Annotated in this window: 35 protein-coding genes; 5 read left to right on the forward strand and 30 right to left on the reverse strand. The window is 54.4% G+C overall.

The features are described 5' to 3' along the window. Window positions 1-106: 106 nt before the first annotated feature. The 20 genes from rpsQ to fkpA all read right to left on the reverse strand — a co-directional run bounded on the left by rpsQ (window position 107) and on the right by fkpA (window position 12,728). Entirely contained in the window at window positions 107-361 is a 255-nt protein-coding gene (gene rpsQ / locus EPYR_RS16745; RefSeq protein WP_014539650.1) for a 30S ribosomal protein S17, read from the reverse strand. Continuing rightward, a complete protein-coding gene (gene rpmC / locus EPYR_RS16750) occupies window positions 361-552 on the reverse strand; it encodes a 50S ribosomal protein L29 (RefSeq protein ID WP_004160585.1) in 192 nt (63 codons plus the stop codon). The genes rpsQ and rpmC overlap by 1 nt, the downstream gene beginning before the upstream one ends. After that, window positions 552-962, reverse strand: a complete 411-nt coding sequence (gene rplP / locus EPYR_RS16755) for a 50S ribosomal protein L16 (RefSeq protein WP_002438716.1) — start codon at window positions 960-962, stop codon at window positions 552-554. The genes rpmC and rplP overlap by 1 nt, the downstream gene beginning before the upstream one ends. Before the next feature lie 12 nt (window positions 963-974). Beyond that, a complete protein-coding gene (rpsC, locus tag EPYR_RS16760; protein WP_002919766.1) occupies window positions 975-1,673 on the reverse strand; it encodes a 30S ribosomal protein S3 in 699 nt (232 codons plus the stop codon). Window positions 1,674-1,690: 17 nt separating this feature from the next. Beyond that, the gene (gene rplV, locus EPYR_RS16765; RefSeq protein ID WP_000447532.1) at window positions 1,691-2,023 is read right to left on the reverse strand and encodes a 50S ribosomal protein L22; all 333 of its coding nucleotides are present in this window, start codon (window positions 2,021-2,023) and stop codon (window positions 1,691-1,693) included. 14 nt (window positions 2,024-2,037) lie between these two features. Next, window positions 2,038-2,316: a 30S ribosomal protein S19 gene (gene rpsS / locus EPYR_RS16770; protein ID WP_014539651.1), complete on the reverse strand. Its 279-nt coding sequence runs from the start codon at window positions 2,314-2,316 to the stop codon at window positions 2,038-2,040. Window positions 2,317-2,332: 16 nt separating this feature from the next. Beyond that, on the reverse strand, window positions 2,333-3,154 hold the full coding sequence (gene rplB, locus EPYR_RS16775; RefSeq protein ID WP_004160592.1) for a 50S ribosomal protein L2: 822 nt from the start codon (window positions 3,152-3,154) through the stop codon (window positions 2,333-2,335). A gap of 17 nt (window positions 3,155-3,171) precedes the next feature. Then, window positions 3,172-3,474: a 50S ribosomal protein L23 gene (gene rplW, locus EPYR_RS16780; protein ID WP_004160593.1), complete on the reverse strand. Its 303-nt coding sequence runs from the start codon at window positions 3,472-3,474 to the stop codon at window positions 3,172-3,174. Continuing rightward, a complete protein-coding gene (rplD, locus tag EPYR_RS16785) occupies window positions 3,471-4,076 on the reverse strand; it encodes a 50S ribosomal protein L4 (protein WP_014539652.1) in 606 nt (201 codons plus the stop codon). Before rplD ends, rplW begins: the two co-directional genes overlap by 4 nt. A gap of 10 nt (window positions 4,077-4,086) precedes the next feature. Beyond that, window positions 4,087-4,716, reverse strand: a complete 630-nt coding sequence (gene rplC / locus EPYR_RS16790) for a 50S ribosomal protein L3 (protein WP_004160595.1) — start codon at window positions 4,714-4,716, stop codon at window positions 4,087-4,089. 32 nt (window positions 4,717-4,748) lie between these two features. Continuing rightward, window positions 4,749-5,060, reverse strand: a complete 312-nt coding sequence (rpsJ, locus tag EPYR_RS16795; RefSeq protein ID WP_001181005.1) for a 30S ribosomal protein S10 — start codon at window positions 5,058-5,060, stop codon at window positions 4,749-4,751. Between the two features lie 330 nt (window positions 5,061-5,390). After that, window positions 5,391-6,575: an elongation factor Tu gene (tuf, locus tag EPYR_RS16800; RefSeq protein WP_014539653.1), complete on the reverse strand. Its 1,185-nt coding sequence runs from the start codon at window positions 6,573-6,575 to the stop codon at window positions 5,391-5,393. 72 nt (window positions 6,576-6,647) lie between these two features. Continuing rightward, window positions 6,648-8,756 carry an elongation factor G gene (fusA, locus tag EPYR_RS16805; RefSeq protein WP_014539654.1) on the reverse strand — a complete coding sequence of 703 codons (2,109 nt, stop codon included), beginning with the start codon at window positions 8,754-8,756 and terminating at the stop codon, window positions 6,648-6,650. Between the two features lie 94 nt (window positions 8,757-8,850). Beyond that, window positions 8,851-9,321, reverse strand: a complete 471-nt coding sequence (gene rpsG, locus EPYR_RS16810) for a 30S ribosomal protein S7 (protein WP_004160604.1) — start codon at window positions 9,319-9,321, stop codon at window positions 8,851-8,853. A 96-nt stretch (window positions 9,322-9,417) separates the two neighbouring features. Further along, complete coding sequence (gene rpsL / locus EPYR_RS16815) at window positions 9,418-9,792, reverse strand: 30S ribosomal protein S12 (RefSeq protein WP_003852912.1); 375 nt, start codon at window positions 9,790-9,792, stop codon at window positions 9,418-9,420. A 126-nt stretch (window positions 9,793-9,918) separates the two neighbouring features. Beyond that, window positions 9,919-10,206 (reverse strand): sulfurtransferase complex subunit TusB, encoded by a 288-nt coding sequence (gene tusB, locus EPYR_RS16820; RefSeq protein WP_014539655.1) that lies wholly within the window; start codon window positions 10,204-10,206, stop codon window positions 9,919-9,921. A 7-nt stretch (window positions 10,207-10,213) separates the two neighbouring features. Further along, window positions 10,214-10,573 carry a sulfurtransferase complex subunit TusC gene (tusC, locus tag EPYR_RS16825; protein WP_014539656.1) on the reverse strand — a complete coding sequence of 120 codons (360 nt, stop codon included), beginning with the start codon at window positions 10,571-10,573 and terminating at the stop codon, window positions 10,214-10,216. Next, complete coding sequence (gene tusD / locus EPYR_RS16830) at window positions 10,573-10,959, reverse strand: sulfurtransferase complex subunit TusD (protein ID WP_014539657.1); 387 nt, start codon at window positions 10,957-10,959, stop codon at window positions 10,573-10,575. Before tusD ends, tusC begins: the two co-directional genes overlap by 1 nt. Continuing rightward, the gene (locus EPYR_RS16835) at window positions 10,959-11,681 is read right to left on the reverse strand and encodes a helix-turn-helix transcriptional regulator (protein WP_015899097.1); all 723 of its coding nucleotides are present in this window, start codon (window positions 11,679-11,681) and stop codon (window positions 10,959-10,961) included. The genes tusD and EPYR_RS16835 overlap by 1 nt, the downstream gene beginning before the upstream one ends. Before the next feature lie 204 nt (window positions 11,682-11,885). Then, window positions 11,886-12,728: an FKBP-type peptidyl-prolyl cis-trans isomerase gene (gene fkpA / locus EPYR_RS16840; protein WP_015899098.1), complete on the reverse strand. Its 843-nt coding sequence runs from the start codon at window positions 12,726-12,728 to the stop codon at window positions 11,886-11,888. A 291-nt stretch (window positions 12,729-13,019) separates the two neighbouring features. Between fkpA and EPYR_RS16845 the strand changes: the two genes are divergently transcribed. Further along, the gene (locus tag EPYR_RS16845; RefSeq protein ID WP_015899099.1) at window positions 13,020-13,238 is read left to right on the forward strand and encodes a protein SlyX; all 219 of its coding nucleotides are present in this window, start codon (window positions 13,020-13,022) and stop codon (window positions 13,236-13,238) included. Window positions 13,239-13,461: 223 nt separating this feature from the next. On the opposite strand, the gene slyD is transcribed toward EPYR_RS16845, so the two are convergent. From slyD to kefG, 4 genes are all read right to left on the reverse strand, one after another. Beyond that, on the reverse strand, window positions 13,462-14,004 hold the full coding sequence (slyD, locus tag EPYR_RS16850) for a peptidylprolyl isomerase (protein ID WP_014539661.1): 543 nt from the start codon (window positions 14,002-14,004) through the stop codon (window positions 13,462-13,464). Between the two features lie 139 nt (window positions 14,005-14,143). Next, on the reverse strand, window positions 14,144-14,338 hold the full coding sequence (locus EPYR_RS16855) for a YheV family putative zinc ribbon protein (protein WP_014539662.1): 195 nt from the start codon (window positions 14,336-14,338) through the stop codon (window positions 14,144-14,146). 56 nt (window positions 14,339-14,394) lie between these two features. Beyond that, window positions 14,395-16,200 carry a glutathione-regulated potassium-efflux system protein KefB gene (gene kefB / locus EPYR_RS16860; RefSeq protein WP_014539663.1) on the reverse strand — a complete coding sequence of 602 codons (1,806 nt, stop codon included), beginning with the start codon at window positions 16,198-16,200 and terminating at the stop codon, window positions 14,395-14,397. Beyond that, window positions 16,201-16,752: a glutathione-regulated potassium-efflux system ancillary protein KefG gene (gene kefG / locus EPYR_RS16865; RefSeq protein WP_014539664.1), complete on the reverse strand. Its 552-nt coding sequence runs from the start codon at window positions 16,750-16,752 to the stop codon at window positions 16,201-16,203. Between the two features lie 126 nt (window positions 16,753-16,878). Here kefG and EPYR_RS16870 point away from each other — a divergent pair, with 126 nt between their 5' ends. Continuing rightward, a complete protein-coding gene (locus EPYR_RS16870; RefSeq protein WP_014539665.1) occupies window positions 16,879-18,780 on the forward strand; it encodes an ABC transporter ATP-binding protein in 1,902 nt (633 codons plus the stop codon). A 197-nt stretch (window positions 18,781-18,977) separates the two neighbouring features. On the opposite strand, the gene tauD is transcribed toward EPYR_RS16870, so the two are convergent. The 5 genes from tauD to EPYR_RS16895 all read right to left on the reverse strand — a co-directional run bounded on the left by tauD (window position 18,978) and on the right by EPYR_RS16895 (window position 23,199). Beyond that, window positions 18,978-19,817, reverse strand: a complete 840-nt coding sequence (gene tauD, locus EPYR_RS16875) for a taurine dioxygenase (protein ID WP_014539666.1) — start codon at window positions 19,815-19,817, stop codon at window positions 18,978-18,980. Continuing rightward, window positions 19,814-20,641, reverse strand: a complete 828-nt coding sequence (tauC, locus tag EPYR_RS16880) for a taurine ABC transporter permease TauC (protein ID WP_014539667.1) — start codon at window positions 20,639-20,641, stop codon at window positions 19,814-19,816. Before tauC ends, tauD begins: the two co-directional genes overlap by 4 nt. After that, on the reverse strand, window positions 20,638-21,405 hold the full coding sequence (gene tauB, locus EPYR_RS16885) for a taurine ABC transporter ATP-binding subunit (RefSeq protein WP_014539668.1): 768 nt from the start codon (window positions 21,403-21,405) through the stop codon (window positions 20,638-20,640). The genes tauC and tauB overlap by 4 nt, the downstream gene beginning before the upstream one ends. Window positions 21,406-21,419: 14 nt before the next feature. Continuing rightward, window positions 21,420-22,397 carry a taurine ABC transporter substrate-binding protein gene (tauA, locus tag EPYR_RS16890; RefSeq protein ID WP_014539669.1) on the reverse strand — a complete coding sequence of 326 codons (978 nt, stop codon included), beginning with the start codon at window positions 22,395-22,397 and terminating at the stop codon, window positions 21,420-21,422. Window positions 22,398-22,596: 199 nt separating this feature from the next. After that, window positions 22,597-23,199, reverse strand: coding sequence for a LysE family translocator (locus EPYR_RS16895; RefSeq protein ID WP_015899100.1), 603 nt, complete (start codon window positions 23,197-23,199; stop codon window positions 22,597-22,599). Between the two features lie 61 nt (window positions 23,200-23,260). Here EPYR_RS16895 and EPYR_RS16900 point away from each other — a divergent pair, with 61 nt between their 5' ends. From EPYR_RS16900 to EPYR_RS16910, 3 genes are all read left to right on the forward strand, one after another. Continuing rightward, on the forward strand, window positions 23,261-24,277 hold the full coding sequence (locus tag EPYR_RS16900; RefSeq protein ID WP_014539672.1) for a hydrolase: 1,017 nt from the start codon (window positions 23,261-23,263) through the stop codon (window positions 24,275-24,277). Continuing rightward, window positions 24,277-24,495 (forward strand): YheU family protein, encoded by a 219-nt coding sequence (locus EPYR_RS16905; protein WP_015899101.1) that lies wholly within the window; start codon window positions 24,277-24,279, stop codon window positions 24,493-24,495. The genes EPYR_RS16900 and EPYR_RS16905 overlap by 1 nt, the downstream gene beginning before the upstream one ends. A 107-nt stretch (window positions 24,496-24,602) precedes the next feature. After that, a complete protein-coding gene (locus EPYR_RS16910; RefSeq protein WP_014542616.1) occupies window positions 24,603-25,472 on the forward strand; it encodes a phosphoribulokinase in 870 nt (289 codons plus the stop codon). Window positions 25,473-25,508: 36 nt separating this feature from the next. Here the strand turns inward: EPYR_RS16910 and EPYR_RS16915 are convergent, their stop codons facing one another. Next, window positions 25,509-25,916 carry an OsmC family protein gene (locus EPYR_RS16915; RefSeq protein ID WP_015899102.1) on the reverse strand — a complete coding sequence of 136 codons (408 nt, stop codon included), beginning with the start codon at window positions 25,914-25,916 and terminating at the stop codon, window positions 25,509-25,511. Window positions 25,917-25,983: the final 67 nt, after the last annotated feature.

Below are 25,983 nucleotides of genomic sequence, written 5' to 3' on the forward strand. Positions count from 1 at the left end.
CCATAATTGAGGGCGCAGCATTATAACACTGCTTTTCGCCTATGGGTAGAAAAAATAAACGGCTCAGACGAGCCGTTTATCTTATTTTTTAGAGAGGCAGATTCTATTACAGAACCGCTTTCTCTACAACGCGAACCAGCGTCCAGGACTTAGTCTTGGACAGTGGACGGCATTCGCGGATGATCACCACGTCGCCGATACCACATTCGTTGTTCTCGTCATGTACGTGCAGTTTGGTCGTACGCTTGATGAATTTCCCGTAGATTGGGTGCTTCACGAAACGTTCGATAGCCACAACAATGGATTTCTCCATTTTGTCACTAGTCACGCGACCTTGCAGAGTACGGATTTTATCGGTCATTACGCACCCGCCTTCTCAGTCAGTAAAGTCTTAACGCGTGCAACATCACGACGCACCTGCTTCAACACATGAGTCTGTTGAAGCTGGCCGGATGCTGCCTGCATGCGCAGGTTAAACTGCTCACGCAGCAGGTTAAGCAGCTCAGTGTTCAGCTCTTCAACGCTTTTTTCACGCAGCTCTGTTGCTTTCATTACATCACCGTCTTAGTTACAAAGGTGGTTTTGATAGGCAGTTTTGCTGCTGCCAGCTTGAATGCTTCACGGGCCAGCTCTTCCGGAACACCGTCCATTTCATACAGGACTTTACCTGGCTGGATCAAGGCAACCCAATACTCCACGTTACCTTTACCTTTACCCATACGCACTTCCAGCGGCTTCTCGGTAATTGGTTTGTCCGGGAAGACACGGATCCAAATTTTACCTTGACGCTTAACTGCACGGGTCATAGCACGACGTGCTGCTTCGATCTGACGAGCAGTCAGACGACCACGGCCAACAGCTTTCAGACCGAAAGTACCGAAGCTAACATCCGTACCCTGCGCCAGACCACGGTTGCGGCCTTTGTGCACTTTACGGAATTTTGTACGCTTTGGTTGTAACATCAGCGACTCTCCTTACTTACGGCCTTTACGCTGCTGCTTTTTAGGTTGAGCAGCCGGTTCCGGTTGTTCAACAGCAGCCATACCACCCAGGATCTCACCTTTGAAGATCCATACCTTAACGCCGATTACACCATAAGTGGTGTGCGCTTCAGAGGTGTTGTAGTCAATGTCTGCACGCAGGGTGTGCAATGGCACGCGGCCTTCACGGTACCATTCGGTACGCGCGATTTCTGCACCGCCCAGACGGCCACTAACTTCAACTTTGATCCCTTTAGCGCCCAGACGCATTGCGTTCTGTACCGCACGCTTCATAGCACGACGGAACATCACACGACGCTCCAGCTGTGAAGTGATGCTGTCAGCAACCAATTTAGCGTCCAGTTCCGGTTTACGGACTTCGGCGATATTGATCTGTGCAGGAACGCCAGCGATATCCGCTACGACCTTGCGCAGTTTTTCTACATCTTCGCCTTTCTTACCGATAACGATGCCAGGACGAGCGGTGTGAATGGTCACACGAATGCTCTTAGCCGGACGCTCGATAACGATGCGAGAGACGGATGCTTTAGCCAGTTCTTTAGTCAGGAACTGACGAACTTTAAAGTCGCTGTCCAGGTTGTCAGCGAATTCTTTGGTATTGGCGAACCAGGTAGAGTTCCAGGGTTTAACAATACCCAGGCGAATACCATTAGGATGTACTTTCTGACCCATTGCTAGTCTCCAGAGTCTCAGCGATCGGACACAACCACAGTAATGTGGCTGGTGCGCTTCAGGATGCGATCTGCACGACCTTTTGCACGCGGCATAATGCGCTTCATGCTTGGGCCTTCGTCTACGAAGATCTTCGTGACTTTCAGATCATCAATGTCAGCGCCATCGTTGTGTTCGGCGTTAGCAATGGCAGATTCCAGAACTTTCTTGACCAGTACAGCCGCTTTCTTATTGGTGTAGGTCAAAATGTCCAGAGCCTGCGACACTTTCTTACCGCGTACAAGATCCGCTACCAAGCGAACCTTCTGTGCAGAAGAACGAGCGTGGCGATGTTTAGCGATAGTTTCCATCTCTTCCTCCTGCCTTAGCGTTTCTTGGCTTTTTTATCAGCCGCGTGGCCGCGATAAGTACGAGTCGGAGCAAATTCACCCAGCTTGTGACCGACCATTTCGTCGGAAACAAAGACAGGAACGTGCTGACGACCATTATGGACAGCGATGGTCAAACCGATCATGTTAGGGAAGATCGTTGAACGACGGGACCAGGTGCGCACTGGCTTCTTGTCTCCGCTTTCCAAAGCTTTCTCTACCTTCTTCAGCAAGTGCAGGTCAATAAAAGGACCTTTCTTGAGAGAACGTGGCATGGCTTATCCTCTAAAATTATTTGCTACGGCGACGTACGATAAATTTATCAGTACGCTTGTTGCTACGGGTCTTCTTACCTTTGGTCTGGAGGCCCCACGGGGACACCGGGTGCTTACCAAAGTTACGACCTTCACCACCACCGTGCGGGTGATCGACTGGGTTCATCGCAGTACCGCGAACGGTAGGACGAACACCACGCCAACGAGCGGCACCGGCTTTACCCAGAACGCGCAGCATATGCTCAGCGTTACCGACTTCGCCCAGGGTTGCGCGGCAGTCAGATTCGACTTTACGCATTTCACCAGAACGCAGACGCAGGGTAACGTAAGAACCTTCACGCGCAACGATCTGCACGTAAGTACCGGCTGAGCGAGCAATCTGTCCGCCTTTGCCTGGTTTCATTTCTACGTTATGCACGGTAGAACCGACTGGGATGTTACGCATCGGCAGGGTGTTACCCGCTTTAATCGCCGCATCAACGCCAGACTGAATCTGGTCGCCAGCTTTCAGGCCTTTAGGGGCCAGGATGTAACGGCGTTCACCGTCTTTGTACAGAACCAGTGCGATGTTCGCAGAGCGGTTCGGATCGTACTCAAGACGTTCAACGGTCGCCGGGATACCATCTTTGTTGCGTTTGAAATCAACAATACGGTAAGCCTGCTTGTGACCACCACCGATATGACGGGTAGTGATACGACCATTGTTGTTACGGCCGCCAGATTTGCTGTTTTTTTCTACCAGCGGGGCAAATGGTTTGCCCTTGTGCAGCTCTGGGTTCACCACTTTAACTACGTGACGACGACCCGGAGATGTCGGTTTACATTTAACAATTGCCATTGTTCTTCTCCTCCGACTTACTCAGCGCCGCCTGCGAAGTCCAGATTCTGGCCTTCCTTCAGGGTGACGTAAGCTTTTTTCCAGTCGCTACGACGACCAATACGCTGTCCTTGACGCTTAGACTTGCCTTTAACCAGCAAAGTGTTCACGACTTCGACTTCAACTTCGAAAAGTTTCTGTACAGCGGCTTTGATTTCTGCTTTGGTCGCGTCTTTCGCAACTTTGAGAACGATGGTGTTGGTTTTTTCCATCGCAGCAGATGCTTTTTCAGATACGTGCGGCGCGCGCAGTACTTTCAGCAGACGTTCTTCACGGATCATGCCAGCATCTCCTCAACTTGCTTAACTGCATCAGCAGTCATAACGACTTTGTCGAAGGCGATCAGGCTAACTGGGTCGATAGCCGCTGCATCACGTACGTCAACCTTGTACAGGTTACGTGCGGCGAGGAACAGGTTCTCTTCCAGTTCGCCAGTGATGATCAGCACGTCTTCCAGAGCCATGTCTTTCAGTTTCTCTACCAGCAGCTTAGTTTTAGGCGCTTCCAGAGAGAACTTCTCGACAACGATCAGACGATCTTGACGTACCAGTTCGGACAGGATGCTTTTCAGCGCGCCACGGTACATCTTTTTGTTAACTTTTTGACTGTGGTCCTGCGGCTTCGCAGCGAAGGTTACACCACCTGAACGCCAGATTGGGCTCTTTACAGAACCTGCACGCGCACGGCCGGTACCTTTCTGGCGCCAAGGCTTTTTGCCTGAACCAGTGACTTCAGCACGCGTCTTCTGAGCACGGGTACCCTGACGGGCACCTGCTGCATAAGCAACAACAACCTGGTGTACCAGCGCTTCGTTGAAATCACGACCGAAGGTAGTTTCGGAAACAGTCAGCGCGCTTTGCGCGTCTTTCAATACTAATTCCATTGCTATCCCCTTACGCCTTCACAGCTGGTTTAACGATAAGGTCGCTACCGGTAGCACCGGGAACTGCACCTTTAACCAGCAGCAGGTTGCGCTCAGCGTCAACGCGTACCACGTCCAGGCTCTGAACGGTGACACGTTCGTTACCCAGCTGGCCTGCCATTTTCTTGCCTTTGAACACTTTGCCCGGAGTCTGGTTCTGACCGATAGAACCCGGAACGCGGTGAGACAAGGAGTTACCGTGAGTCGCATCCTGAGTACGGAAGTTCCAGCGCTTAACAGTACCGGCAAAACCTTTACCTTTAGATGTTCCAGTCACGTCAACTTTTTTCACGTCAGCGAAAATGTCAACATTAATGCTCTGACCTACGGTGAACTCTGCGCCTTCAGCAGTGCGGAATTCCCACAGACCACGGCCAGCTTCAACGCCAGCTTTAGCAAAGTGACCTGCTGCAGGCTTAGTTACACGGTTTGCTTTTTTAGCACCGGTAGTTACCTGGATAGCAGTGTAACCGTCGTTTTCCAGGCCTTTGACCTGAGTAACGCGGTTTGCTTCAATTTCGATCACGGTTACAGGGATAGAAACGCCATCTTCTGTGAAGATACGGGTCATACCCACTTTTTTACCGACTAAACCAATCATTGTTTCAACCTCTCAATCGCTCAATGACCTGATTAACCCAGGCTGATCTGCACGTCTACACCGGCAGCCAGATCCAGACGCATCAGAGCATCAACCGTTTTTTCAGTTGGCTCAACGATGTCAACCAGACGCTTGTGAGTGCGAATTTCATACTGATCGCGCGCATCTTTATTGACGTGCGGGGAGATCAGAACGGTAAAGCGCTCTTTGCGGGTCGGCAGCGGGATAGGACCGCGTACCTGCGCACCAGTGCGCTTGGCAGTCTCTACGATTTCCGCAGTTGATTGATCGATCAGACGATGATCAAACGCTTTAAGACGGATACGGATTCTTTGGTTCTGCATGAGACCAGAGCTCCAATTATTTATAAACGAAAAGAATTACTACTCGCATCCATTACGATTGATGGAGGAGTGTAATCGTTGAGCACATAACCCGCATATCGCGGGTATTGTTGACGAGCACTTGCGTACTGGTCGGCAACTCATATTGAGTTGCGCCTTGCCGTATTGGCAGGCCTGCGTATTATACGTACATTTAGCGGCAAAGCAACAGCAATCTTGCTTTCATAAAACGACGCGGAGCCGATTTCACACCGGCAAAAAAAAGAGCGCCGAAGCGCCCTTTTCTATTTACCCTGACAGGGATAGACCTCGTCAGACAGATATCAGCTATTAAGCGATAACTTTAGCAACAACACCAGCACCAACGGTACGACCACCTTCACGGATGGCGAAACGCAGACCGTCATCCATCGCGATTGGGTGGATCAGGGTAACAACCATCTGGATGTTGTCGCCTGGCATCACCATCTCAACGCCTTCTGGCAGTTCGATAGTACCGGTCACGTCAGTGGTACGGAAGTAGAACTGTGGACGGTAGCCTTTGAAGAACGGAGTATGACGGCCGCCTTCNTCTTTAGACAGAATATAAACTTCTGACTCGAACTTGGTGTGTGGCTTGATGGTGCCCGGCTTAGCCAGAACCTGACCACGCTGGATATCTTCGCGCTTGATACCGCGCAGCAGGATACCACAGTTCTCACCCGCACGGCCTTCGTCCAGCAGCTTACGGAACATTTCAACACCGGTACAGGTTGATTTCACGGTATCTTTGATACCAACGATCTCAACTTCTTCACCGACTTTAACGATNCCGCGCTCTACACGACCGGTAACAACGGTACCACGGCCAGAGATGGAGAATACGTCTTCGATTGGCAGCAGGAACGGCTTGTCAATTGCGCGCTCTGGTTCCGGGATGTAGTTATCCAGGTGGCCAGCCAGTTCGATGATCTTAGCTTCCCACTCTGCTTCACCTTCCAGCGCTTTCAGCGCAGAACCGTGAACGATTGGGGTGTCGTCGCCTGGGAAGTCGTACTGTGACAGCAGGTCACGTACTTCCATCTCAACCAGCTCCAGCAGCTCTTCATCATCNACCATGTCACACTTGTTCAGGAACACGATGATGTATGGAACACCAACCTGGCGACCCAGCAGGATGTGCTCNCGGGTCTGAGGCATTGGGCCGTCAGTCGCAGCAACAACCAGAATCGCGCCGTCCATCTGCGCNGCACCGGTGATCATGTTTTTCACATAGTCGGCGTGGCCCGGGCAGTCTACGTGCGCGTAGTGGCGAGACTGGGTGTCATATTCAACGTGAGAGGTGTTGATGGTGATACCACGCGCTTTTTCTTCTGGTGCGTTATCNATCTGGTCGAATGCACGAGCAGCGCCGCCGTAAGTTTTAGCCAGTACGGTGGTGATAGCAGCAGTCAGGGTAGTTTTACCGTGGTCAACGTGGCCGATAGTACCTACGTTGACGTGCGGTTTAGAACGTTCAAATTTCTCTTTAGCCACGGCGATATTCCTTCCTTTCTGTGCTCACCCTGTGGGAGATGAGCACGGGATCAATGGTGTAAACCCGAGAACTTATTTGCCACGGGCTTCGATAACGGCCTGAGCGACGTTGTTCGGCGCTTCAGCGTACTTCAGGAACTCCATAGAGTATGAAGCGCGGCCCTGAGTCTGTGAACGCAGGTCAGTTGCATAACCAAACATTTCAGACAGTGGTACCTGAGCACGAACGGTCTTACCGGTAGAAGTATCTTCCATACCTTCGATCATGCCGCGACGACGGTTAAGGTCACCGATTACGTCACCCATGTAGTCTTCTGGCGTTTCGACTTCAACCTTCATCACCGGCTCAAGGAGCACAGGTTTTGCTTTACCGAACGCAGATTTAAAGGCCAGGGAAGCAGCCAGTTTAAACGCCAGCTCGGAGGAGTCAACATCATGGTATGAACCGTAATGCAGACGAACCTTGATATCAACAACCGGGTAGCCAGCCAGAGGGCCGGACTTCAGCTGCTCCTGAATACCTTTATCAACGGCCGGGATGAATTCTTTAGGAATCGAACCACCCACAATGTCGTTGACAAACTCGTAGCCAGGACCGCCAGCTTCCAGAGGCCCCATATCGATCACAACGTGACCGAACTGACCGCGACCACCAGACTGCTTAGCATGCTTACCTTCAACATCCTTAACGGTCTCACGGATGGTTTCACGGTAGGCTACCTGAGGCTTACCAACGTTGGCTTCAACGTTGAACTCACGTTTCATACGGTCAACCAGGATGTCCAGGTGAAGCTCACCCATACCGGCGATGATAGTCTGACCAGATTCTTCGTCAGTCCACACGCGGAAGGATGGGTCTTCTTTCGCCAGACGGCCCAGAGCCAGACCCATTTTTTCCTGATCAGCTTTGGTTTTTGGTTCAACCGCAACGGAGATGACCGGCTCAGGGAACTCCATGCGCTCCAGAATGATCACGTTGCTCGGGTCACACAGGGTGTCACCGGTAGTCACGTCTTTCAGACCGATAGCCGCAGCGATGTCGCCTGCGCGAACTTCTTTGATCTCTTCACGTTTGTTAGCGTGCATCTGTACGATACGGCCCAGACGCTCACGCTGAGATTTAACCGGATTCATCACGGTGTCACCGGAGTTAACCACACCAGAGTACACGCGGAAGAAGGTCAGGTTACCGACAAACGGGTCGGTCGCAATTTTGAACGCCAGCGCAGCAAACGGCTCTTTGTCGTCAGAGTGACGCACGGCCGGAGTGTCTTTACCATCGTCCAGGATACCGTTAATCGCGGTAACGTCAGTGGGTGCCGGCAGGTATTCAATTACCGCATCCAGCATCGCCTGCACGCCTTTGTTTTTAAAGGCAGAACCACAGGTTACCAGGATAACTTCGTTGTTCAGAACGCGCTGACGCAGAGCACTTTTGATCTCTTCTTCAGTCAGTTCTTCACCGCCCAGGTATTTCTCCATCAGCTCTTCAGAAGCTTCAGCTGCGGATTCAACCAGGTTCTGGTGCCATTCTTCAGCCAGTTCCTGCATATCAGCTGGGATCTCTTCGTATTCGAAGGTCACACCCTGATCGGCATCGTTCCAGTTGATCGCTTTCATTTTCACCAGGTCAACAACGCCGGTGAATTTCTCTTCCGCGCCGATTGCCAACTGAATCGGCACCGGGTTAGCCGCCAGGCGAGATTTGATCTGGCTGACCACTTTCAGGAAGTTAGCACCCATACGGTCCATTTTGTTAACGAACGCGATACGAGGAACTTTATATTTGTTAGCCTGACGCCATACGGTTTCAGACTGTGGCTGCACGCCACCAACAGCACAGTAAACCATCACTGCGCCATCGAGTACACGCATAGAGCGCTCTACTTCGATGGTGAAGTCAACGTGTCCTGGGGTGTCGATAATGTTAACGCGGTGCGGCTCGAACTGCTTAGCCATACCAGACCAGAAAGCGGTAGTCGCTGCGGAGGTAATGGTAATACCACGCTCCTGCTCCTGCGCCATCCAGTCCATGGTGGCTGCGCCATCATGAACTTCACCGATTTTGTGGTTTACACCGGTGTAGAACAAAATACGTTCGGTAGTGGTCGTCTTACCGGCGTCGATGTGTGCGCTGATACCAATGTTACGGTAGCGCGTTATGGGTGTTGTACGAGCCATTTGATTCCTCTGATTCTCGGACGTTCTAAGGCAGTCAAATCCCAGCGGGTTGGCTACTTGAACGCCCGCTGGGTTAATAACAACTACAGAGCTGTTACCAGCGGTAGTGAGCGAACGCCTTGTTGGCTTCGGCCATACGGTGAACGTCTTCACGTTTCTTCACTGCAGTGCCTTTATTTTCTGCAGCATCAGAAAGTTCGTTCGCCAGGCGCAGAGCCATAGATTTATCACCGCGTTTACGAGCAGCTTCAACGATCCAACGCATTGCCAGGGCATTACGACGAACCGGACGGACTTCAACTGGTACCTGATAAGTAGAACCACCAACGCGACGGGATTTAACTTCCACGGTTGGGCGGACGTTGTCCAGGGCTACTTCGAATGCTTCCAGCTCGTTTTTACCCGAACGCTGAGCCAGGGTCTCCAGCGCGTTATAAACGATAGTTTCAGCAGTAGATTTTTTACCATCTACCATCAGGATATTGACGAATTTGGCCAGCAGCTCTGATCCGAACTTAGGATCTGGCAGAATTTTACGCTGACCAATGACGCGACGACGTGGCATAGGAATACTCCGTTGTTAATTCAGGATTGTCCAAAACTCTATGAGTTTATTATGACATTTAAGTTAAAACGTTTGGCCTTACTTAACGGAGAACCATTAAGCCTTTGGCTTCTTCACGCCGTACTTGGAGCGAGCCTGCTTACGGTCTTTAACACCTGAGCAGTCCAGCGCGCCACGAACGGTGTGGTAACGCACACCTGGCAAGTCTTTTACACGACCGCCACGGATCAGGATCACGGAGTGTTCCTGCAGGTTGTGACCTTCACCACCGATGTAGGAGGTGACTTCAAAACCGTTGGTTAAACGAACACGACATACTTTACGCAGTGCGGAGTTCGGTTTTTTAGGGGTAGTCGTGTATACACGAGTACATACACCACGTTTCTGCGGGCAGGCTTCCAGCGCAGGCACGTTGCTCTTTGCAACTTTGCGTACGCGTGGTTTGCGAACCAGCTGGTTAACTGTTGCCATTAAATAGCTCCTGGGATTTAGCTTTTGCTTCGTAAACACGTAATAAATCGCCTCGTAGAATCACGAGGCCGCAGAATTTTAGGGCTGAGCTGAAAAAGAGTCAAGAAATAACCAGGATTACCGTCGTTACCAGGCCATTTGTTGCAGATTTCGCACCGTCAGCTGAACAAAGTCAGTATAGCCTATCACCGTCACCCTGGATGAAATTTGAGCAAGAAGTCCACGCGCCTCGAGATCTTCTTTCAGCGCATACAGGTTAATAGGTGCCTTCAGCAGCGCTTCAAGGGCCACGCTACCTTCCAGTGCGGCAATGACCCCATCCTGTAATAGCAAAACGTCATCCCCCGCAGCCAGCAGACGTAATATGGCGGGGAGATCGCATCGAAATGGTGATGTCATCAAGGTATGCAGCATGGTTTCCTCAGAAGGTCATCACCCGGTCATAGTCATTCAACGTTATGCGCAGCGCCTGCGGAGACAGCACTTCGGCCTCCAGTACGCGTGGCGCCTCGGCGGCAATACCCCGCTCGGCAAGCGATGCTGCGCAGATATAACAACGCTCAACGTCATACAGAGGTAAAACGCCAAAGGTGGCGATGTAGTTGCGCGCCAGGATGCGCTGAGGATCTTGCCCGAGGGTTAATTGCAGCACGCCATCACTGACAAAAAACAGGGCGATCTCATCACTCAGTGCCGATGTTGCCAGCACGGCATCCAGACCTTCACGCCCGGCGCTGGAGCCATGTGGCCCCTGAGTGAAAACAAAAGCGACAGATGTCATCAGAATTGTACCAAGCGATCGCAGCTGAGCGCAGCCTCAGCCAGCGCGCCCAATCCGGTAAACTGAAAACCCCTGGCAAGATTAGCCGCTGCCAGCCCCAGATTCGCCGCCTCCTGCTCATCGCTCACGCCGCGACGTAACGCCGCAGCAACGCATATATTGAGCGCCACACCGTGCTGCTGATGCAATTGCTGCCAGTTTCGGGTCAGGTCGACCTCATCACTGGCGGGAGCATTCAGCTCACTGGCATTGAGTACGCCCTCACGATAAAAGAAGACGCTTTCCAGAGTATACCCTTGTGCCAGCAGTTCACGGGCAAACAGCCAGGCGCTGCTGGCATGCTGCGTACCAAAGGCGGGGCCGGTCACCATCAGGCAAAAACGCATTACTTATACTGCCCATGAAAGTCATCATTTTTAAACTGGCGGATATAGAGATACACCGTGTGTTTAGAAATATTGAGACGGTCAGCAACCTGATTGATCGCATCTTTGATATCAAAAATGCCTTTCTCGTAAAGATTAAGAACAATTTGGCGATTCTTGGCGTTGTTAGACACGTTACGATCCGCGCTCACTTCTTCAATGGTAAATTCCAGCGTTTGCATCACCAGGTCTTCTACCGAGGAAGCGAAGTTGACCGCAGAAGCGACTTCCTGAATTTCCGGGGGCATAAAAGTGGCCATGATCTGGGAAAAAGGCACATCGAGGTTCATATTGATACACAGCAGGCCAATCACCCGTCTGCCGCGATTGCGAATGGCGATAGTCACAGACTTCATCAGCACGCCGCTTTTCGCACGGGTGAAGTAGGCTCTCGAAACGTTACTGTCCGCACCAGCCATATCATGCAGCATACGCAAAGCCAGATCGGTAATCGGTGAGCCGATTTTACGGCCAGTGTGTTCACCGTTAGCAATACGTACCGCAGAACACTTGAGGTCTTCCAGCGAGTGCAGGACGATTTCACAGTGCGAACCAATCAGCATGGCAAGACCATCGACAACGGCTTCGTAGGATTTAAGGATTTCAAAATCGACGGGCATGAACGGGTGCTGCTCCAGCAGCTCAGACTCCGCCATATCTCCGGAAAGAAGTGAATTAGACATGAACGACACCACCCTTTGACAAGAGCCTGTCACGAGGCGCCAGACCAGACTCATTATGATTAAAATGCACGTCGGGCAGTTTAGCAAATAACGGAAAAGCATGTATGACCTTTGTATGGAAATACGGCTTAACGCATAAAAGTGGGGTAATCAGAGAGAAAGAACGGGGAACAAAACCGCCACCCACAGGTGGCGGTAGTGAAATTATTTCTTCGCTTTCGCGTCGCCAGCGGCAGGTGCTGGTGCAGCCGGTTGTGCGTTGGTATCATTTTTAGCGGCTGGTTTGATATCCAGCAGCTCCACATCAAATACCAGAGTGGAGTTAACCGGGATCCCCGGAACGCCGTTTTTACCGTAAGCCAGGTTTGGTGGGATCACCAGCTTGATCTTGCCACCTTTCTTAACGTGCTTCAGACCTTCAGTCCAGCCCGGAATAACACCGTCCAGACGGAACGACAGCGGCTCGCCACGGGTATAAGAGTTATCAAACTCTTTACCGTCAATCAGGGTGCCTTTGTAATTAACGACGACAGTGTCACTGTCTTTCGGCACACCACCCGTACCTTCCTTCTCTACCTGGTAAAGCAGGCCGGTTTCCGTTTTCTTCACGCCTTTCTCTTTGGCGAATTTGGCCGCATAAGCTTCACCTTTGCTGGCGTTTTCCGTCGCGTCTTTTTCCATCTTCGCCTGGGCAGCCCCTTTCACACGCGCTTCAAACGACTGCAGCGTTTGCTCAACTTCCTTGTCAGAAAGCTTGCTTTTGCCAGCAAACGCATCCTGAACACCAACAATAAGCTGAGATTTATCCAGAGTAATTCCCAGTTTCTCCTGTTCCTTCAGGGAGTTCTCCATATAGCGCCCCAGAGATGCACCCAGAGCGTAAGCAGATTGCTGATTATCATCTTTAAATGCGGCATTTTTCGGAGCCTGCTGCGGTGCTGCTGCAGACTGTGCCGGAGCGGTGGCTTCTGCAGCCATTGCCAGCGGAGCATTAAGCGCAACGGCCATCGTGGTAGCTAACAATGTGACTTTAAACAGTGATTTCATCCATTTCTCCAAAACCGAAGCGTCTCACCCCGGAAATCGTGTGCAGACCTGCGGCCGATAATATAAACAGGTGCGAGATGACAAAACAATCTCGCTATAAAAACGCCAGGTTAACCTCCGACCGCGATAGGTCCCGAAAGTTTCACCACCATGGATGGTGCCAGCCATACGCTTTTTCAACCTCTGCCGATAAATCTAAATCATATCACCTACTTTCGCCTGCCATTTACCGCTAGAATCAGACAAATCACACCGTTTGGCGCTGAACGGGCAGTAACAAGAGGAAACAAAATGCAACATACGCAGTGGGAAGAAAGGCTGGAGATGCTGGAGAGCAAACTGGCCTTTCAGGAACACACTATTGAGGAGCTGAATCTGACGATAGTACAACATGAACTGGACATGGCACGTCTGCGCGAACAGATGCGTCTGCTGACCGATAAGTTGAAAGCCGCCGCGCCGTCGATGATCGCTTCCCAGTCGGAAGAGACTCCACCACCGCATTACTGACACAGTATCTGTGCCGGGTCGCCAGCAGGCACTGCATCTGTATACCTTCATCAGACCTCGTAACTCTTGCAAACCGCTCTTGCTGTGGTGTGGGTGGTTTTAACATGGCAGTCAGTCGTTAATTGCACTGCCCTGATTAGATCAAAGTCCTGGTCTTACGACCAGGACTTTGTCAGCAATCTAAGGCCACCCGGAGGTGGCCTTATCTATCTTTAGCAAGATATCAGTGGCTGCAACCGCACCCGCCAGTACCACAACCACCCTGTCCGTGCTCATGATCGTGATCGTGGTGATGGTCGTTCTCGCCGTGAACATGGCCGTGGGCCAGCTCTTCTTCGGTAGCTTCACGGATGCCCATCACTTCCACGTTGAAGTTCAGGTTTTGTCCTGCCAGCATGTGGTTACCATCAACCACAACGTGCTCATCTTCCACTTCAGTAATTTCAACCGGCACCGGCCCCTGATCGGTCTCGGCCAGGAAGCGCATGCCAACCTGCAGTTCGTCGACGCCCATAAAGACGTCTTTAGGTACACGCTGAACCAAGTTGTCATCGTAAGGGCCGTAGGCGTCGTTTGCAGCGATATTCACATCAAATTTGTCGCCGACCGCATGATCTTCCAGCGCTTTTTCCAGCCCGGAAATCAGGGAACCATGACCGTGCAGGTAGTCGAGCGGTGCACTGACCGGAGACTCATCAACCAACATACCGTCTTCTGTACGCACCTGGTATGCCAGGCTGACCACGAGGTCTTTTGCTACTTTCATGATTACTCCTAACCGTTGAGAGCTTGAGCACTGAATTTATTGGCTGTATTAAGTCAGCCTACAGGCTCTAAGTGGCACCGATTGTAGCGAATTTCAACACATCTGTACGCTACAGCGTAAAAAAAGCTGCGTTTTAACGCTACTCAGGATGAAAAATGCCAATCACCTGCTCATGGCTGCGCACCTGCTCACGCGCCTGTTTATCGGCTTCTCTCATCTGGTGACCGCACTTAACGCACTCGACCACATCGACATTATTTTCCCGCCACAGGGCGAGGGTATCTTTTGCCTGGCACTGCGGACAGACAGCGCCAGCGATAAAACGTTTACGCATAATGGTTCCAGATTACGGCTCGGGCGAGTGACACACGCTGCCGTCCGTGTAGTGAATTAATCAGCCTCATCCCAGCCGTCAAACTGGCGCTTCTCGTGACGCAGTTCTGCCTGGAAGATATCCTCCAGCTCGCGGCGCGCCTCTTTGACGCGCGAAATTTGCTGGCTGTCGCCATGATTTGGCATCAGCTCACGCAGCATACGCATATCCAGACGACGGAAATGCTGCTGGGCGCGGAACGCCTGATGGGGATGCATGCCCAGCGACATTAACGTTTTGCGCCCCAGCTCAAGAGCGCTGCTAAAGGTTTCGCGTGAGAACTGGGTTACGCCTGCCTGTAACAGTTCGTGTGCCTCTACGCGGCCACGGGCGCGCGCCAGAATTTGCAGATGTGGGAAATGCTGCTGGCACAGGTGGACGATGCTCATCGCATCTTCCGGGCCGTTACAGGCGATCACCAGCGACTGGGCGGTTTCTGCCCCCGCCGCGCGCAATAATTCCAGCTGCGTCGCATCGCCGTAATAAACCTTATAACCGTATCTGCGCATCAGGCTGACCGCACTGATATCACGCTCCAGCACCGTAATGCGCCTTTCATTGGCCATCAGCAGGCGGGCCACCACCTGGCCGAAACGACCAAATCCGACCACGATCACCTGCGGCTTGTCGTCTTCAACAAACGGCTTTTCCTGGCTGTCATCCACCTCGTTGAAGCGGTGTTTAAGGATGTTGTCCACGCCCTTCATCAGTAGCGGCGTGGTCATCATCGACAGCGTAACCGTGACCAGCAGCAGCGGCATCTGGTCGCCGCTAAACAAGCTGGCAGAAGATGCCGCCGAGAACAGCACGAAGGCGAATTCCCCCCCCTGACTGAGCACGCCGGAAAATTGCAGGCGTTCCGAGCTGCGTAAGCCGTAAATACGCGCTAACAGATACAGCACGGCGGTTTTCACCGCCACCAGCAGCACCACGCCAATCAGTATTTCAATAATATGGGTATAGAGCACGCCAAGATTCAGCGCCATACCAACCGAAATGAAGAACAGCCCGAGCAGCAAGCCTTTAAACGGGTCGATGGCAACTTCCAGCTCGTGGCGATATTCACTTTCCGCCAGCAAAATACCGGCGATAAAGGTGCCCAGCGCCATAGACAGCCCGAGAGCGTCCATAAACAGCGCGGAGCCTAAGACCAGCAGCAGCGCGGCGGCGGTAAACACTTCGCGCACGCCGGAAGCGGCGATGAAACGGAAAATCGGCCGCAGCAGATAACGGCCACCAACCAGCATGCCGGCGAACGCCAGCACCTTCATGCCCAGTTTCATCCAGTCGATATGCCCGCTGTCGCTGCCCGCCAGCAGCGGCACCAGCGCCAGCGCCGGGATCACCGCCAGATCCTGGAACAGCAGCACCGAGAAGCCCAGCTGGCCGGACTCATTACGGTTCATCGCCTTGTCGCGCATCAGCTGCAGGGCCATCGCCGTCGAGGACATCGCCAGGCCAATCCCGCCAATGATCGCCGCCTGCCAGGAAAAATCAGTCAGCCATAACAACCCGCCCAGCACGGCAGCGCTGAGCAGCACCTGGGCGGCACCCACACCGAAAATCGAACGCCGCAGCTCCCACAGCTTCGAAGGCTTCAGCTCCAGGCCGATGATAAACATCAGGAACACCACGCCCAGCTCGGAAAAGTGCAGGATCTCCTGCACGTCGCTGATAAACCCTAAGCCCCAGGGGCCGATGACGATACCCGCCAGCAGATAGCCCAATACCGCCCCAATGCCGAGGCGAGCGGCAATCGGCACCGCGATCACCGCCGCGAAAAGATACAGAATGCCCGCAGTGAGGAGGCTTTGTCCTTCCATCTAAACGCCCCCATGTGGTAACGGATTTGCCAACCAGTCGCCATAGGCACGGGCATAATTTTTCATCGTTTCAGCGCTCTGACGCCGCGCCCAGTATATAATCATTGGTGTCATCCAGTGCATACGGCACATCTGCGCCGTCAGCTCAAAAGGCCGCATAATCTCCGACATCGGATAACGGTTCAGCCCTTCCTGATGGTAAGCCGCTTCCGGTTCTCCGGTGGTGATCACGCTGCGCCAGTATTTTCCTTCCAGCTCGTTACCGCCCGGTCCGCTGGCGAAGCCCCGCGACAGCACGCGGTCCAGCCACTCTTTGAGCAACGCGGGACAACTGTAGGTATAAAGTGGATGTTGAAACACGATAATTTGATGTTCACGCAGCAGCTGCTGCTCATGGCGAATATCGATAAAAAAATCCGGATAGTGTGCGTACAGGTCATGCACCGTCACATGTTGAGCATGGCGTGCCGGCTGTAGCAAAACGCGATTGGCAATCGAATCCTGAGACTCCGGATGGGCATACAACAGCAGGACTTTAGGCGGCTGCGACATTCATTCCCCTCCAAATCGTCGTCATGGCGGATTATTTCCGCTAACATGCTTGACGCACCGGAACAATGGATTCCGTAAAACTGATTGTGATGGCTTAATTTAACATACTCTCAACTGACGGCGCTTATGATTGTATTCTCCTCGTTACAAATTCGTCGCGGTGTCCGCGTCCTGCTCGACAACGCCACGGCGACGATTAACCTCGGCCAGAAAGTCGGTCTGGTGGGTAAAAACGGCTGCGGCAAATCCACCCTGCTGGCGCTGCTTAAGAACGAGATAAGCGCCGATGCAGGCAGCTTCAGCTATCCGGGAAACTGGTCGCTGGCGTGGGTCAATCAGGAAACCCCGGCGCTGGACATGCCAGCTATTGAGTATGTTATCGATGGCGACCGCGAATTCCGTCAGCTGGAATCTGAAGTAGCCCATGCCAATGAGATTAACGATGGCCACGCTATCGCCACGCTGCATGGCAAGCTTGATGCGGTTCAGGCGTGGACCATCCAGTCACGCGCGGCCAGCCTGCTCGACGGTCTGGGCTTCAGCCAGCAACAGCTACAGCGCCCGGTGAGCGATTTTTCCGGCGGCTGGCGCATGCGTCTGAACCTGGCACAGGCCCTTATCTGCCGATCTGACCTGCTATTGCTCGACGAACCGACCAACCACCTTGATCTGGATGCGGTGATCTGGCTGGAGCGCTGGCTGAAAAGCTACAGCGGCACGCTGATCCTGATTTCGCACGACCGTGACTTTCTCGATCCGGTGGTGGACAAGATTTTGCACATCGAGCAGCAGTCCATTTTCGAGTACACCGGCAACTACAGCTCGTTTGAAATTCAGCGCGCCACCAAACTGTCGCAGCAGCAGTCCATGTTCGAGCATCAGCAGCAAAAAGTGGCGCACCTGCAAAGTTTTATTGACCGCTTTAAAGCCAAAGCCACCAAGGCCAAACAGGCACAAAGCCGGATTAAAATGCTGGAGCGCATGGAACAGATCGCCCCGGCGCACGTTGATAATCCCTTTACCTTTAGCTTCCGGGAGCCGGAGAGCCTGCCGAACCCGCTGCTGAAGATGGAAAAAGTCAGTGCCGGTTACGGCGAGCGTAAAATCCTCAACTCCATCAAGCTGAACCTGGTTCCGGGATCGCGCATTGGCCTGCTGGGGCGCAACGGTGCCGGTAAATCGACGCTGATTAAACTGCTGGCGGGCGAACTTGCGCCTTTGCAGGGAGACATTGGCTTGGCGAAGGGCATTAAGCTCGGCTACTTCGCGCAGCATCAGCTGGAATTTCTGCGCGCCGATGAGTCGCCAATACAACACCTGGTGCGGCTGGCGCCGAAAGTGCTGGAGCAGCAGCTGCGCGATTACCTCGGCGGCTTTGGCTTCCAGGGCGACAAGGTAAGCGAAGAGACGCGGCGTTTCTCCGGCGGTGAAAAAGCGCGGCTGGTGCTGGCGCTGATCGTCTGGCAGCGCCCCAACCTGCTGCTGCTGGATGAACCCACCAACCACCTTGACCTGGATATGCGCCAGGCGCTAACCGAAGCGCTCATCGACTTTGAAGGGGCGCTGGTGGTGGTGTCGCACGACCGTCACCTGCTGCGTTCCACCACTGACGAGCTCTACCTGGTGCATGATGGTAAGGTTGAACCCTTTGCCGGCGACCTGGAAGATTATCAGCAGTGGCTGAGCGACCTGCAACGGCAGAGCGCCGCCGACGCCGCGCCGAAGGCGGACAGCATCAACAGCGCCCAGGCACGTAAGGATCAAAAGCGGCGTGAAGCCGAGCTGCGCACCCAGACGCAGCCGTTGCGCAAGCAGCTTGAGAAACTGGAAAAGCTGATGGAAAAGCATCATGCGCAGCTGGCGCATGCGGAGGATAAACTGTCAGACAGCGCGATTTACGAGCAGGCGAGTAAAGCCGATCTCACCGCAGCGCTACAACATCAGGCAACGGCAAAATCAGCGCTGGAGGAGTGCGAGATGGCGTGGCTGGAAGCCCAGGAGCAGCTGGAAACCATGCTGGCTTCCTGATGCCGGGCCAGCACGGCTTACCTGTCGTGCTGGCACTCCTCTGCGGCAAGGCTGTCGCGGCCCGCCACACCACGGATAAAATGATCGTGGTGGAGCGAGACAAGGCGCAAGGCGATGAACGAGCGCAGCATACATCAGTACGTGAGCATCGCAAGGCAACGTGCAACGCCGTCGCAGCCCGCCACGGACATTTTAGTTTAAAAAGGTTTATCGCCCAGGATCGTCGCCCGGTGCATAATACGGCGCTGCGGCAGATAATCCGCATTGGCGTAATGCTGGGTGACCCGATTATCCCAGATGGCTACATCATCCTGCTGCCAGCGCCAGCGCACCTGAAAATCGGGTTTATTGATATGGGCAAAGAGGAAGTTCAGCAGCGCATCGCTCTCTTTATCGTGCAGCCCGACAATGCGCGTAGTAAAGCCTTCGTTGACGAACAGCGCCTTTTTGCCACTGACCGGATGGGTGCGAATGACCGGATGCTGTACCGGCGGGTTCTTTGCCACGGCCTGCTGCCAGCGCTGATGCTCCTCTGCGCTGCTGCGATATGCGTACTCCTGGAACGATTTTCTTAAGTCATGTTCGGCCTGCAACCCCTCCAGCAGCTCCTGTATCGGTGCCGATAATGCGTTCCAGGCGGCAATCCCGCTGGCCCACAGCGTATCTCCCCCGCTGGCAGGCAGCTGCTTCGCGGCGAGGATGGCGCATGCCGGTGGCGTTTCGATAAAGGTAACGTCGGTGTGCCAGTTGTCGTTATCCGGCGGGTTATCGTCATGGGTGTCCAGCACGATAATCTCTTCCACGTCGGGCGCATGAGGATAAACCGGATGGATATGCAGATCGCCAAAGCGTGCTGCCAGCTGGCGCTGCTGCGGCGGCGTCAGCGGCTGATCGCGCAGAAACAGCACCTGATGGCGGATCAGTGCGTGATAGAGCTGTTCAAACTGTGCGTCACTCAGCGGTCGGCTCAGGTTGATATCACTGACCAGCGCGCCGATATGCGGTCCCAGCGTCTGAATGCGGATTCGTTCGTTCATTGTTGTTCTCCATGCCAGGGGGTTAAGCGATGCTGTAAGGCACGCAGCGCCAGCTCAAGCGCGAAAGCAATCAGGGCGATGACCGTGATACCGGCCAGCACCACGTCGGTCGCCAGAAACTCTCCGGCCGACTGCACCATAAAACCCAGGCCACGGGTAGCGGCGATCAGTTCGGCGGCCACCAGGGTTGACCAGCCAACGCCCAGCCCAATACGCACTCCGGTGAGGATCTCCGGCAGCGCACCGGGCAGTACCACAAACCACAGTACCTGCCAGCGGCTGGCACCCAGCGAACGGGCGGCTCGCAGCCGCACCTGTTGAGCGTTTTTTACTCCGGCGAGTGCCGACATCGCCACCGGTGCGAAAATTGCCAGATAAATCAGTAATATTTTTGAAGTTTCGCCAATGCCGAACCAGATAACCATCAGCGGCAGATAGGCCAGCGGCGGCACCGGGCGGTACAGCTCAATCAGCGGGTCGAGGATGCCGCGCAGCGTATCGTTCAGCCCCATTAAGATGCCGACCGGCACGCCAATGACCACCGCCGCCAGCAGGGCAATCACAATGCGCGTCAGGCTGGCGGCGAGATGCTGCCACAGCGTGGCATCCATAAAGCCGGTCGGGCCGGCGATGGCCATCAGCTGGTGCCACACCTGCTGCGGCGCTGGCAGAAACAGCGGGGCTATCAGCTGGAGCCGGGTCACCGCCCACCAGACGATCAGCAGCACCAGCAGGGTCGCCAGGCTGATGGTCAGCCGACGCCGCAGCGGCCAGCGCAGCGGCCCTTTACGCTGCGCCGTTTTCTCATTGACCAGTGAACTCATGCGAACACCTCGCGCTGCTGAAACACCCGGCTGAGGACATATTCACGCCGTTCAATAAATGCCGGGTCGGACTTAATCGACCGGCAGGCTTCTCCGGCCGCATAGCGGCGACCAAAGTCTAGCACCAGCCGCTCCACGATGCGCCCCGGCCCCGGCGACAGCAGGATCAGCTCGCTGGCGAGAAATACCGCTTCTTCAATATCATGGGTGATCAGCAGGATCTGTTTGCCGCTGTCACGCCACAGCCGTAATAACAGCTCCTGCATTTGTTCGCGGGTAAACGCGTCCAGCGCGCCGAAGGGTTCATCCAGCAGCAGCAGGCGCGGGTCTGCCGCCAGCGCTCTGGCAATGCCCACACGCTGGCGCATACCGCCGGAAAGCTGCCAGATAAAACGCCGCCCCGCCCCTTCCAGCCCCACTTTTTTCAGCATGCGCTGCGCCACGGCGCGACGGGCGTTTTTCTCTACCCCGGCCAGCTGCAGGCCAAAAGCAACGTTATCCAGCACGTTGCGCCACGGCAGCAGCCCCTCATGCTGAAAGACCACACCGCGATCGGCACCCGGCCCGCTGACCGGCTGCCCGTCCAGCGTCATACTGCCGCCGTCAGCGGGGATAAATCCGGCGATCAGATTGAGCAGCGTGGTTTTGCCACAGCCAGACGGGCCGAGAACCACCACCAGCTCACCATTGTCGATCGTCAGGTTGATATCCTGTAATGCCAGCCGTCCTGCATAGCTGGCGCGAAGATGAGAGACAGACAGCATCGGCGGCGCTCCTGTTACTGTGCCAACGGTTTGACGAAACGGTCAGTGACAAAGCGGCTGTAGTCGCTGGCGTTTTGCGGTACTTTTCCCTGCTCTTTCAGAAATTTAGCGGTGTCGATTATCGCCCGATTAACTGGGCCATTAAGCTGGTCAACCTGCTGCCCGGCGCTAAGATAGGTATTCCCCTGTACCAGTCCGGGAACTTGTGCCACAGGAACGCCGCTCAGACGCGACAGCTTGCGGAGAGAGTCATCCTGCTTCAGCCACTGTTGCGGATTATCCAGATAGGTTTTTTGCGCGGCCAGCGCGCTGCGGGCGAAAGCGGTCACCACCTCAGGGTGTTTTTCGGCAAAATCCTTGCGCACTACCCACACGTCAAGCGTTGGCGCGCCCCATTTGGCCACCCGGGATGAGTCAGTCAGCACCTTTCCCTGTTTCTCCAGCTGGTTAACGGATGGCGCCCAGACGTAAGCACCATCAATATCGCCGCGCTGCCAGGCAGCGGTAATGGCGGCGGGTTGCAGATTGATGATTTGCACCTGTTCGGGCTTGATGCCCCAGTGTTTGAGTGCTGCCAGCAGGCTGTAATGGGTGGTGGAGATAAAGGGAACGGCGATACGTTTACCGACCAGGTCTTGCGGATGGTTAATCTCTTTTTTTACTACCAGCGCTTCGGAGCTACCCAGCTGTGATGCCAGCAGGAACACCTCAATCGGCACCTGCTGGCTTGCGGCCACGGCCAGCGGGCTGGAGCCGATATTGCCAATCTGCACATCGCCGGAAGCCAGCGCACGCACCACGCCGGAACCGCTGTCGAATTTGCGCCAGTCGACTTTTGCCCCGCTCTCTTTGGCAAAGGTGCCATCAGCCTGTGCGACTTTCGCTGGCTCCGCTGAAGTCTGGTAAGCGATGGTGACATTCACCGCCTGTGCGCCGGGTGCCGTTAGCGACAGTGCCGCCGCCAGAATTGAAACCGCAAATTTACCTGTCATAGCACGTCCCGCTCAATGGTAATGGCTGTATGCCTCCTTTGTAACCGGGCGTGTCTGTCCTGATAAAGTAATTAAAAATTATTCTTTATAACGAAATTTACTTAGTACTATTTGCGCATTCGATTGCCGGAATAGGGCAATCAGCAGCATCAGGCTCCATTTGCGCTTCAGGTTGATGTTCAGGCATGCCATTGGGCCGTTAGCGCCAAATCAACAGGACGCAAGCTGCGGTCAGTAACCCCATAAACACATTAAACAGCGTCCAGGCGCGGCGACTGCGCAGAATACGGCCAATCAGCGTACCAAATCCTAACCAGATAAGCCCGGACAGCACATTGACCAGCGCCATGCCGATACTGATCGCCACCACCGAGGCGCGAAAAGCTTCACCCGCCAGGCTGAAGCTGGCCACCGCCCCCAGCGCCATCAGCCACGCCTTAGGATTGATGAGCTGTAGCAGGCCACCCTGCCAGAACGGCATCCGCGCGGCCGGAGTCTTGTCGGTATCCAGCTTTTCATATTCGGCGCTGCCAATTTTCCATGCCAGCCACAGCAGATAAACGCTGCCCGCCACCTTGAGAAACAGATGCAGGGAAGGATAAAGCAGTATCAGTCCGCCAACGCCAAACGCCACCATCAGCAGCATGACCTGCATGCCGATCATGATGCCAATCAGTAAACTCAGAGAGCGAAAGAAACCAAAATTCGCGCCGGAGGCGGTGAGTAACATATTATTAGGACCGGGCGTAATGGCAGCGACCCAGAGAAAACCTGACATGGATAAAAACAGACTCAGTTCCATAGAACGGGTGCTCCTCACCCCCCGGAAATAATAAACAACCTGATGAAGCTAACAGCACGTTATGGATCCGACAAGCTCTGACCCGATGATTTTTGATCGCCCGGCTGAAAACCCATTTCGCCCGATGGTGGGTGCCAGCAATGCGCATCTGCAAACCCTTCTGCCGCGCCTGGTGCGCCGCCGGGTGACGCTAAAACCGCACTGGCAGCGGCTGACGCTGCCGGACGGTGATTTTGTTGACCTGGCCTGGAGCGAAAACCCGGCCCGGGCGCGCCATAAGCCGCGCGTGGTGCTGTTCCACGGTCTGGAAGGCAGCTTTCACAGCCCCTATGCGCACGGCCTGTTGCAGGCGTGGAAAGCGCGTGGCTGGCTGGGCGTGGTGATGCACTTTCGCGGCTGTAGCGGCGTCCCCAACCGCCTGAACCGCATCTATCACTCTGGCGAAACCGATGATGCCAGCTACTTTTTACAGTGGCTGCACGCTGAATGGGGCCAGGGGCCTACCGCTGCCGTGGGCATCTCGCTGGGCGGTAATATGCTGGCCTGCCTGATGGGCAAGCAGGGGGATAACTGCCTGCTCGACGCCGGGGTGGCAGTTTCCGCTCCGCTGATGCTGGAACCCTGTAGCCTGCGGCTGGAACAGGGCTTTTCCCGCGTTTATCAGCGTTATCTGCTCAACCTGCTGAAACAGAATGCCCGGCGTAAACTGCGCGCCTGGCCAGGCGCGCTGCCCGTCGACCTGGCACAGCTCGAATCCATGCGCCATCTGCGCGATTTCGATAATGCGATAACCGCCCGCGCTCATGGCTTTATTGATGCCAGCGACTACTACCGCCGTAGCAGCGCCATGCCGCTGCTGCCCGGTGTGCGTAAGCCGCTGCTGATCATTCACGCACAGGATGACCCTTTTATGACCGCTGACGTGATCCCCGATCCTGCCCTGCTGCCGTCAAACGTTGAATATCAGCTGACGCAGCATGGCGGGCACGTCGGTTTTGTAGGCGGAACGCTGCGCAGCCCACAAATGTGGCTGGAGCAACGCATTCCGCAATGGCTTACCACCTGGCTGGACAACTGATGATTATTCCCTGGAAAGAACTCGATTCTGCAACGCTTGATAACCTGATTGAATCCTTTGTGCTGCGCGAAGGCACCGATTATGGCGAACATGAGCGATCGCTGGAACAGAAAGTCGCCGATGTTCGCCGTCAGCTGAGCAGCGGCGAGGTGGTGCTGGTGTGGTCTGAACTGCACGAGTCGGTCAACATTATGCCGCGCGGCCAGTTTCACGGCTAAGCGCATTTTGCCTGTATTTTATCGCTGTACCTGCTGCATGGGTGACACAGATCGACAAATCATGTTACCAATGCAGCCCCACCCGTTTTTTCAGGGAGTTGTTCGCCATGTCGATTAAACATCCGGTTATCGCCGTTACCGGCTCCAGCGGGGCAGGAACCACCACCACCAGCCTGGCATTCAGGAAGATTTTCCAGCAGCTGGATCTGCATGCTGCGGAAGTAGAAGGAGACAGCTTTCACCGCTTTACCCGCCCGGAGATGGATATGGCAATCCGCAAAGCGCGCGATATGGGTAAACACGTTAGCTATTTTGGCCCGGAAGCAAATGATTTCGGACTGCTGGAGCGCACATTTAGCGAATATGGTCGCAGCGGTAAAGGAAAGTCGCGTAAGTATCTGCATACTTATGATGAAGCCGTACCCTGGAATCAGGTGCCAGGCACCTTCACGCCGTGGCAGCCGCTGGCGGAACCGACCGACGTGCTGTTTTATGAGGGGTTGCACGGCGGCGTTGTCACCCCGCAGCATAACGTGGCGGACAAGGTGGATCTGCTGGTTGGCGTGGTGCCCATTGTCAACCTTGAGTGGATCCAGAAACTGGTGCGCGATACCAGCGAACGCGGCCACTCGCGCGAAGCGGTGATGGATTCCGTGGTGCGATCCATGGAGGATTACATCAACTTTATTACCCCGCAGTTTTCACGCACCCATATTAACTTCCAGCGCGTTCCGACCGTGGATACCTCCAACCCGTTTGCCGCCCGTGGCATCCCTTCTTTGGATGAGAGTTTCGTGGTTGTCCACTTTCAGGGGCTGGAAGATATCGATTTCCCTTACCTGCTGTCCATGTTGCAGGGTTCGTTTATCTCACATATCAAAACCCTGGTGGTGCCGGGCGGCAAAATGGGGCTGGCGATGGAGCTGATTATGGGGCCGCTGGTCAAGCGGTTGATTGAAGGAAAGAAAATCGGCTGACGTTCTTTCCTTTCACCGCTAAGCGAAGGGGCTGGATCAGGCCAGTGCGATAACTTCATAACTGTGACTTATCTTCACCCCCTTGCCCAACATGATCGCCACCGAGCAGTATTTTTCCGCAGAGAGATCGACCGCACGCGCTACCGCGTTATCCGCCAGCGCGGTTCCGCTGACCATAAAGTGCAGGTTGATGTGGGTGAAGATACGCGGTGCCTCTTCGCGGCGTTCTGAGGTCAGTTTTACTTCGCAGTCAGCCACGCTGTGGCGGCCCTTTTGCAAAATCGAAACCACGTCTATGGCGCTGCAGCCGCCGACGGCCATCAGCACCATTTCCATCGGGCTTGGTGCTTTATCGCCCGAATTACCATCCATCAGCACCTGATGGCCGGATGAGGATTCTCCCAAAAACGTCATCCCTTCAACCCATTTAACCCGTGCCTGCATAACAACATCCTCCAATTCATTTAGTTACAGCAGAGTACGCCGCAGTCACTTAAACGGCAACGCTCTC

It is taken from the genome of Erwinia pyrifoliae DSM 12163, from assembly GCF_000026985.1.
Lineage (GTDB): Bacteria > Pseudomonadota > Gammaproteobacteria > Enterobacterales > Enterobacteriaceae > Erwinia > Erwinia pyrifoliae.

Excerpts from the sequence above, each read along its gene's own strand:
- rpsQ (WP_014539650.1), bottom strand. The coding sequence starts at position 361 with ATGACCGATAAAATCCGTACTCTGCAAGGTCGCGTGACTAGTGACAAA.
- rpmC (WP_004160585.1), bottom strand. The coding sequence starts at position 552 with ATGAAAGCAACAGAGCTGCGTGAAAAAAGCGTTGAAGAGCTGAACACT.
- rplP (WP_002438716.1), bottom strand. The coding sequence starts at position 962 with ATGTTACAACCAAAGCGTACAAAATTCCGTAAAGTGCACAAAGGCCGC.
- rpsC (WP_002919766.1), bottom strand. The coding sequence starts at position 1,673 with ATGGGTCAGAAAGTACATCCTAATGGTATTCGCCTGGGTATTGTTAAA.
- rplV (WP_000447532.1), bottom strand. The coding sequence starts at position 2,023 with ATGGAAACTATCGCTAAACATCGCCACGCTCGTTCTTCTGCACAGAAG.
- rpsS (WP_014539651.1), bottom strand. The coding sequence starts at position 2,316 with ATGCCACGTTCTCTCAAGAAAGGTCCTTTTATTGACCTGCACTTGCTG.
- rplB (WP_004160592.1), bottom strand. The coding sequence starts at position 3,154 with ATGGCAATTGTTAAATGTAAACCGACATCTCCGGGTCGTCGTCACGTA.
- rplW (WP_004160593.1), bottom strand. The coding sequence starts at position 3,474 with ATGATCCGTGAAGAACGTCTGCTGAAAGTACTGCGCGCGCCGCACGTA.
- rplD (WP_014539652.1), bottom strand. The coding sequence starts at position 4,076 with ATGGAATTAGTATTGAAAGACGCGCAAAGCGCGCTGACTGTTTCCGAA.
- rplC (WP_004160595.1), bottom strand. The coding sequence starts at position 4,716 with ATGATTGGTTTAGTCGGTAAAAAAGTGGGTATGACCCGTATCTTCACA.
- rpsJ (WP_001181005.1), bottom strand. The coding sequence starts at position 5,060 with ATGCAGAACCAAAGAATCCGTATCCGTCTTAAAGCGTTTGATCATCGT.
- fusA (WP_014539654.1), bottom strand. The coding sequence starts at position 8,756 with ATGGCTCGTACAACACCCATAACGCGCTACCGTAACATTGGTATCAGC.
- rpsG (WP_004160604.1), bottom strand. The coding sequence starts at position 9,321 with ATGCCACGTCGTCGCGTCATTGGTCAGCGTAAAATTCTGCCAGATCCT.
- rpsL (WP_003852912.1), bottom strand. The coding sequence starts at position 9,792 with ATGGCAACAGTTAACCAGCTGGTTCGCAAACCACGCGTACGCAAAGTT.
- tusB (WP_014539655.1), bottom strand. The coding sequence starts at position 10,206 with ATGCTGCATACCTTGATGACATCACCATTTCGATGCGATCTCCCCGCC.
- tusC (WP_014539656.1), bottom strand. The coding sequence starts at position 10,573 with ATGACATCTGTCGCTTTTGTTTTCACTCAGGGGCCACATGGCTCCAGC.
- tusD (WP_014539657.1), bottom strand. The coding sequence starts at position 10,959 with ATGCGTTTTTGCCTGATGGTGACCGGCCCCGCCTTTGGTACGCAGCAT.
- EPYR_RS16835 (WP_015899097.1), bottom strand. The coding sequence starts at position 11,681 with ATGTCTAATTCACTTCTTTCCGGAGATATGGCGGAGTCTGAGCTGCTG.
- fkpA (WP_015899098.1), bottom strand. The coding sequence starts at position 12,728 with ATGAAATCACTGTTTAAAGTCACATTGTTAGCTACCACGATGGCCGTT.
- EPYR_RS16845 (WP_015899099.1), top strand. The coding sequence starts at position 13,020 with ATGCAACATACGCAGTGGGAAGAAAGGCTGGAGATGCTGGAGAGCAAA.
- slyD (WP_014539661.1), bottom strand. The coding sequence starts at position 14,004 with ATGAAAGTAGCAAAAGACCTCGTGGTCAGCCTGGCATACCAGGTGCGT.
- EPYR_RS16855 (WP_014539662.1), bottom strand. The coding sequence starts at position 14,338 with ATGCGTAAACGTTTTATCGCTGGCGCTGTCTGTCCGCAGTGCCAGGCA.
- kefB (WP_014539663.1), bottom strand. The coding sequence starts at position 16,200 with ATGGAAGGACAAAGCCTCCTCACTGCGGGCATTCTGTATCTTTTCGCG.
- kefG (WP_014539664.1), bottom strand. The coding sequence starts at position 16,752 with ATGTCGCAGCCGCCTAAAGTCCTGCTGTTGTATGCCCATCCGGAGTCT.
- EPYR_RS16870 (WP_014539665.1), top strand. The coding sequence starts at position 16,879 with ATGATTGTATTCTCCTCGTTACAAATTCGTCGCGGTGTCCGCGTCCTG.
- tauD (WP_014539666.1), bottom strand. The coding sequence starts at position 19,817 with ATGAACGAACGAATCCGCATTCAGACGCTGGGACCGCATATCGGCGCG.
- tauC (WP_014539667.1), bottom strand. The coding sequence starts at position 20,641 with ATGAGTTCACTGGTCAATGAGAAAACGGCGCAGCGTAAAGGGCCGCTG.
- tauB (WP_014539668.1), bottom strand. The coding sequence starts at position 21,405 with ATGCTGTCTGTCTCTCATCTTCGCGCCAGCTATGCAGGACGGCTGGCA.
- tauA (WP_014539669.1), bottom strand. The coding sequence starts at position 22,397 with ATGACAGGTAAATTTGCGGTTTCAATTCTGGCGGCGGCACTGTCGCTA.
- EPYR_RS16895 (WP_015899100.1), bottom strand. The coding sequence starts at position 23,199 with ATGGAACTGAGTCTGTTTTTATCCATGTCAGGTTTTCTCTGGGTCGCT.
- EPYR_RS16900 (WP_014539672.1), top strand. The coding sequence starts at position 23,261 with ATGGATCCGACAAGCTCTGACCCGATGATTTTTGATCGCCCGGCTGAA.
- EPYR_RS16905 (WP_015899101.1), top strand. The coding sequence starts at position 24,277 with ATGATTATTCCCTGGAAAGAACTCGATTCTGCAACGCTTGATAACCTG.
- EPYR_RS16910 (WP_014542616.1), top strand. The coding sequence starts at position 24,603 with ATGTCGATTAAACATCCGGTTATCGCCGTTACCGGCTCCAGCGGGGCA.
- EPYR_RS16915 (WP_015899102.1), bottom strand. The coding sequence starts at position 25,916 with ATGCAGGCACGGGTTAAATGGGTTGAAGGGATGACGTTTTTGGGAGAA.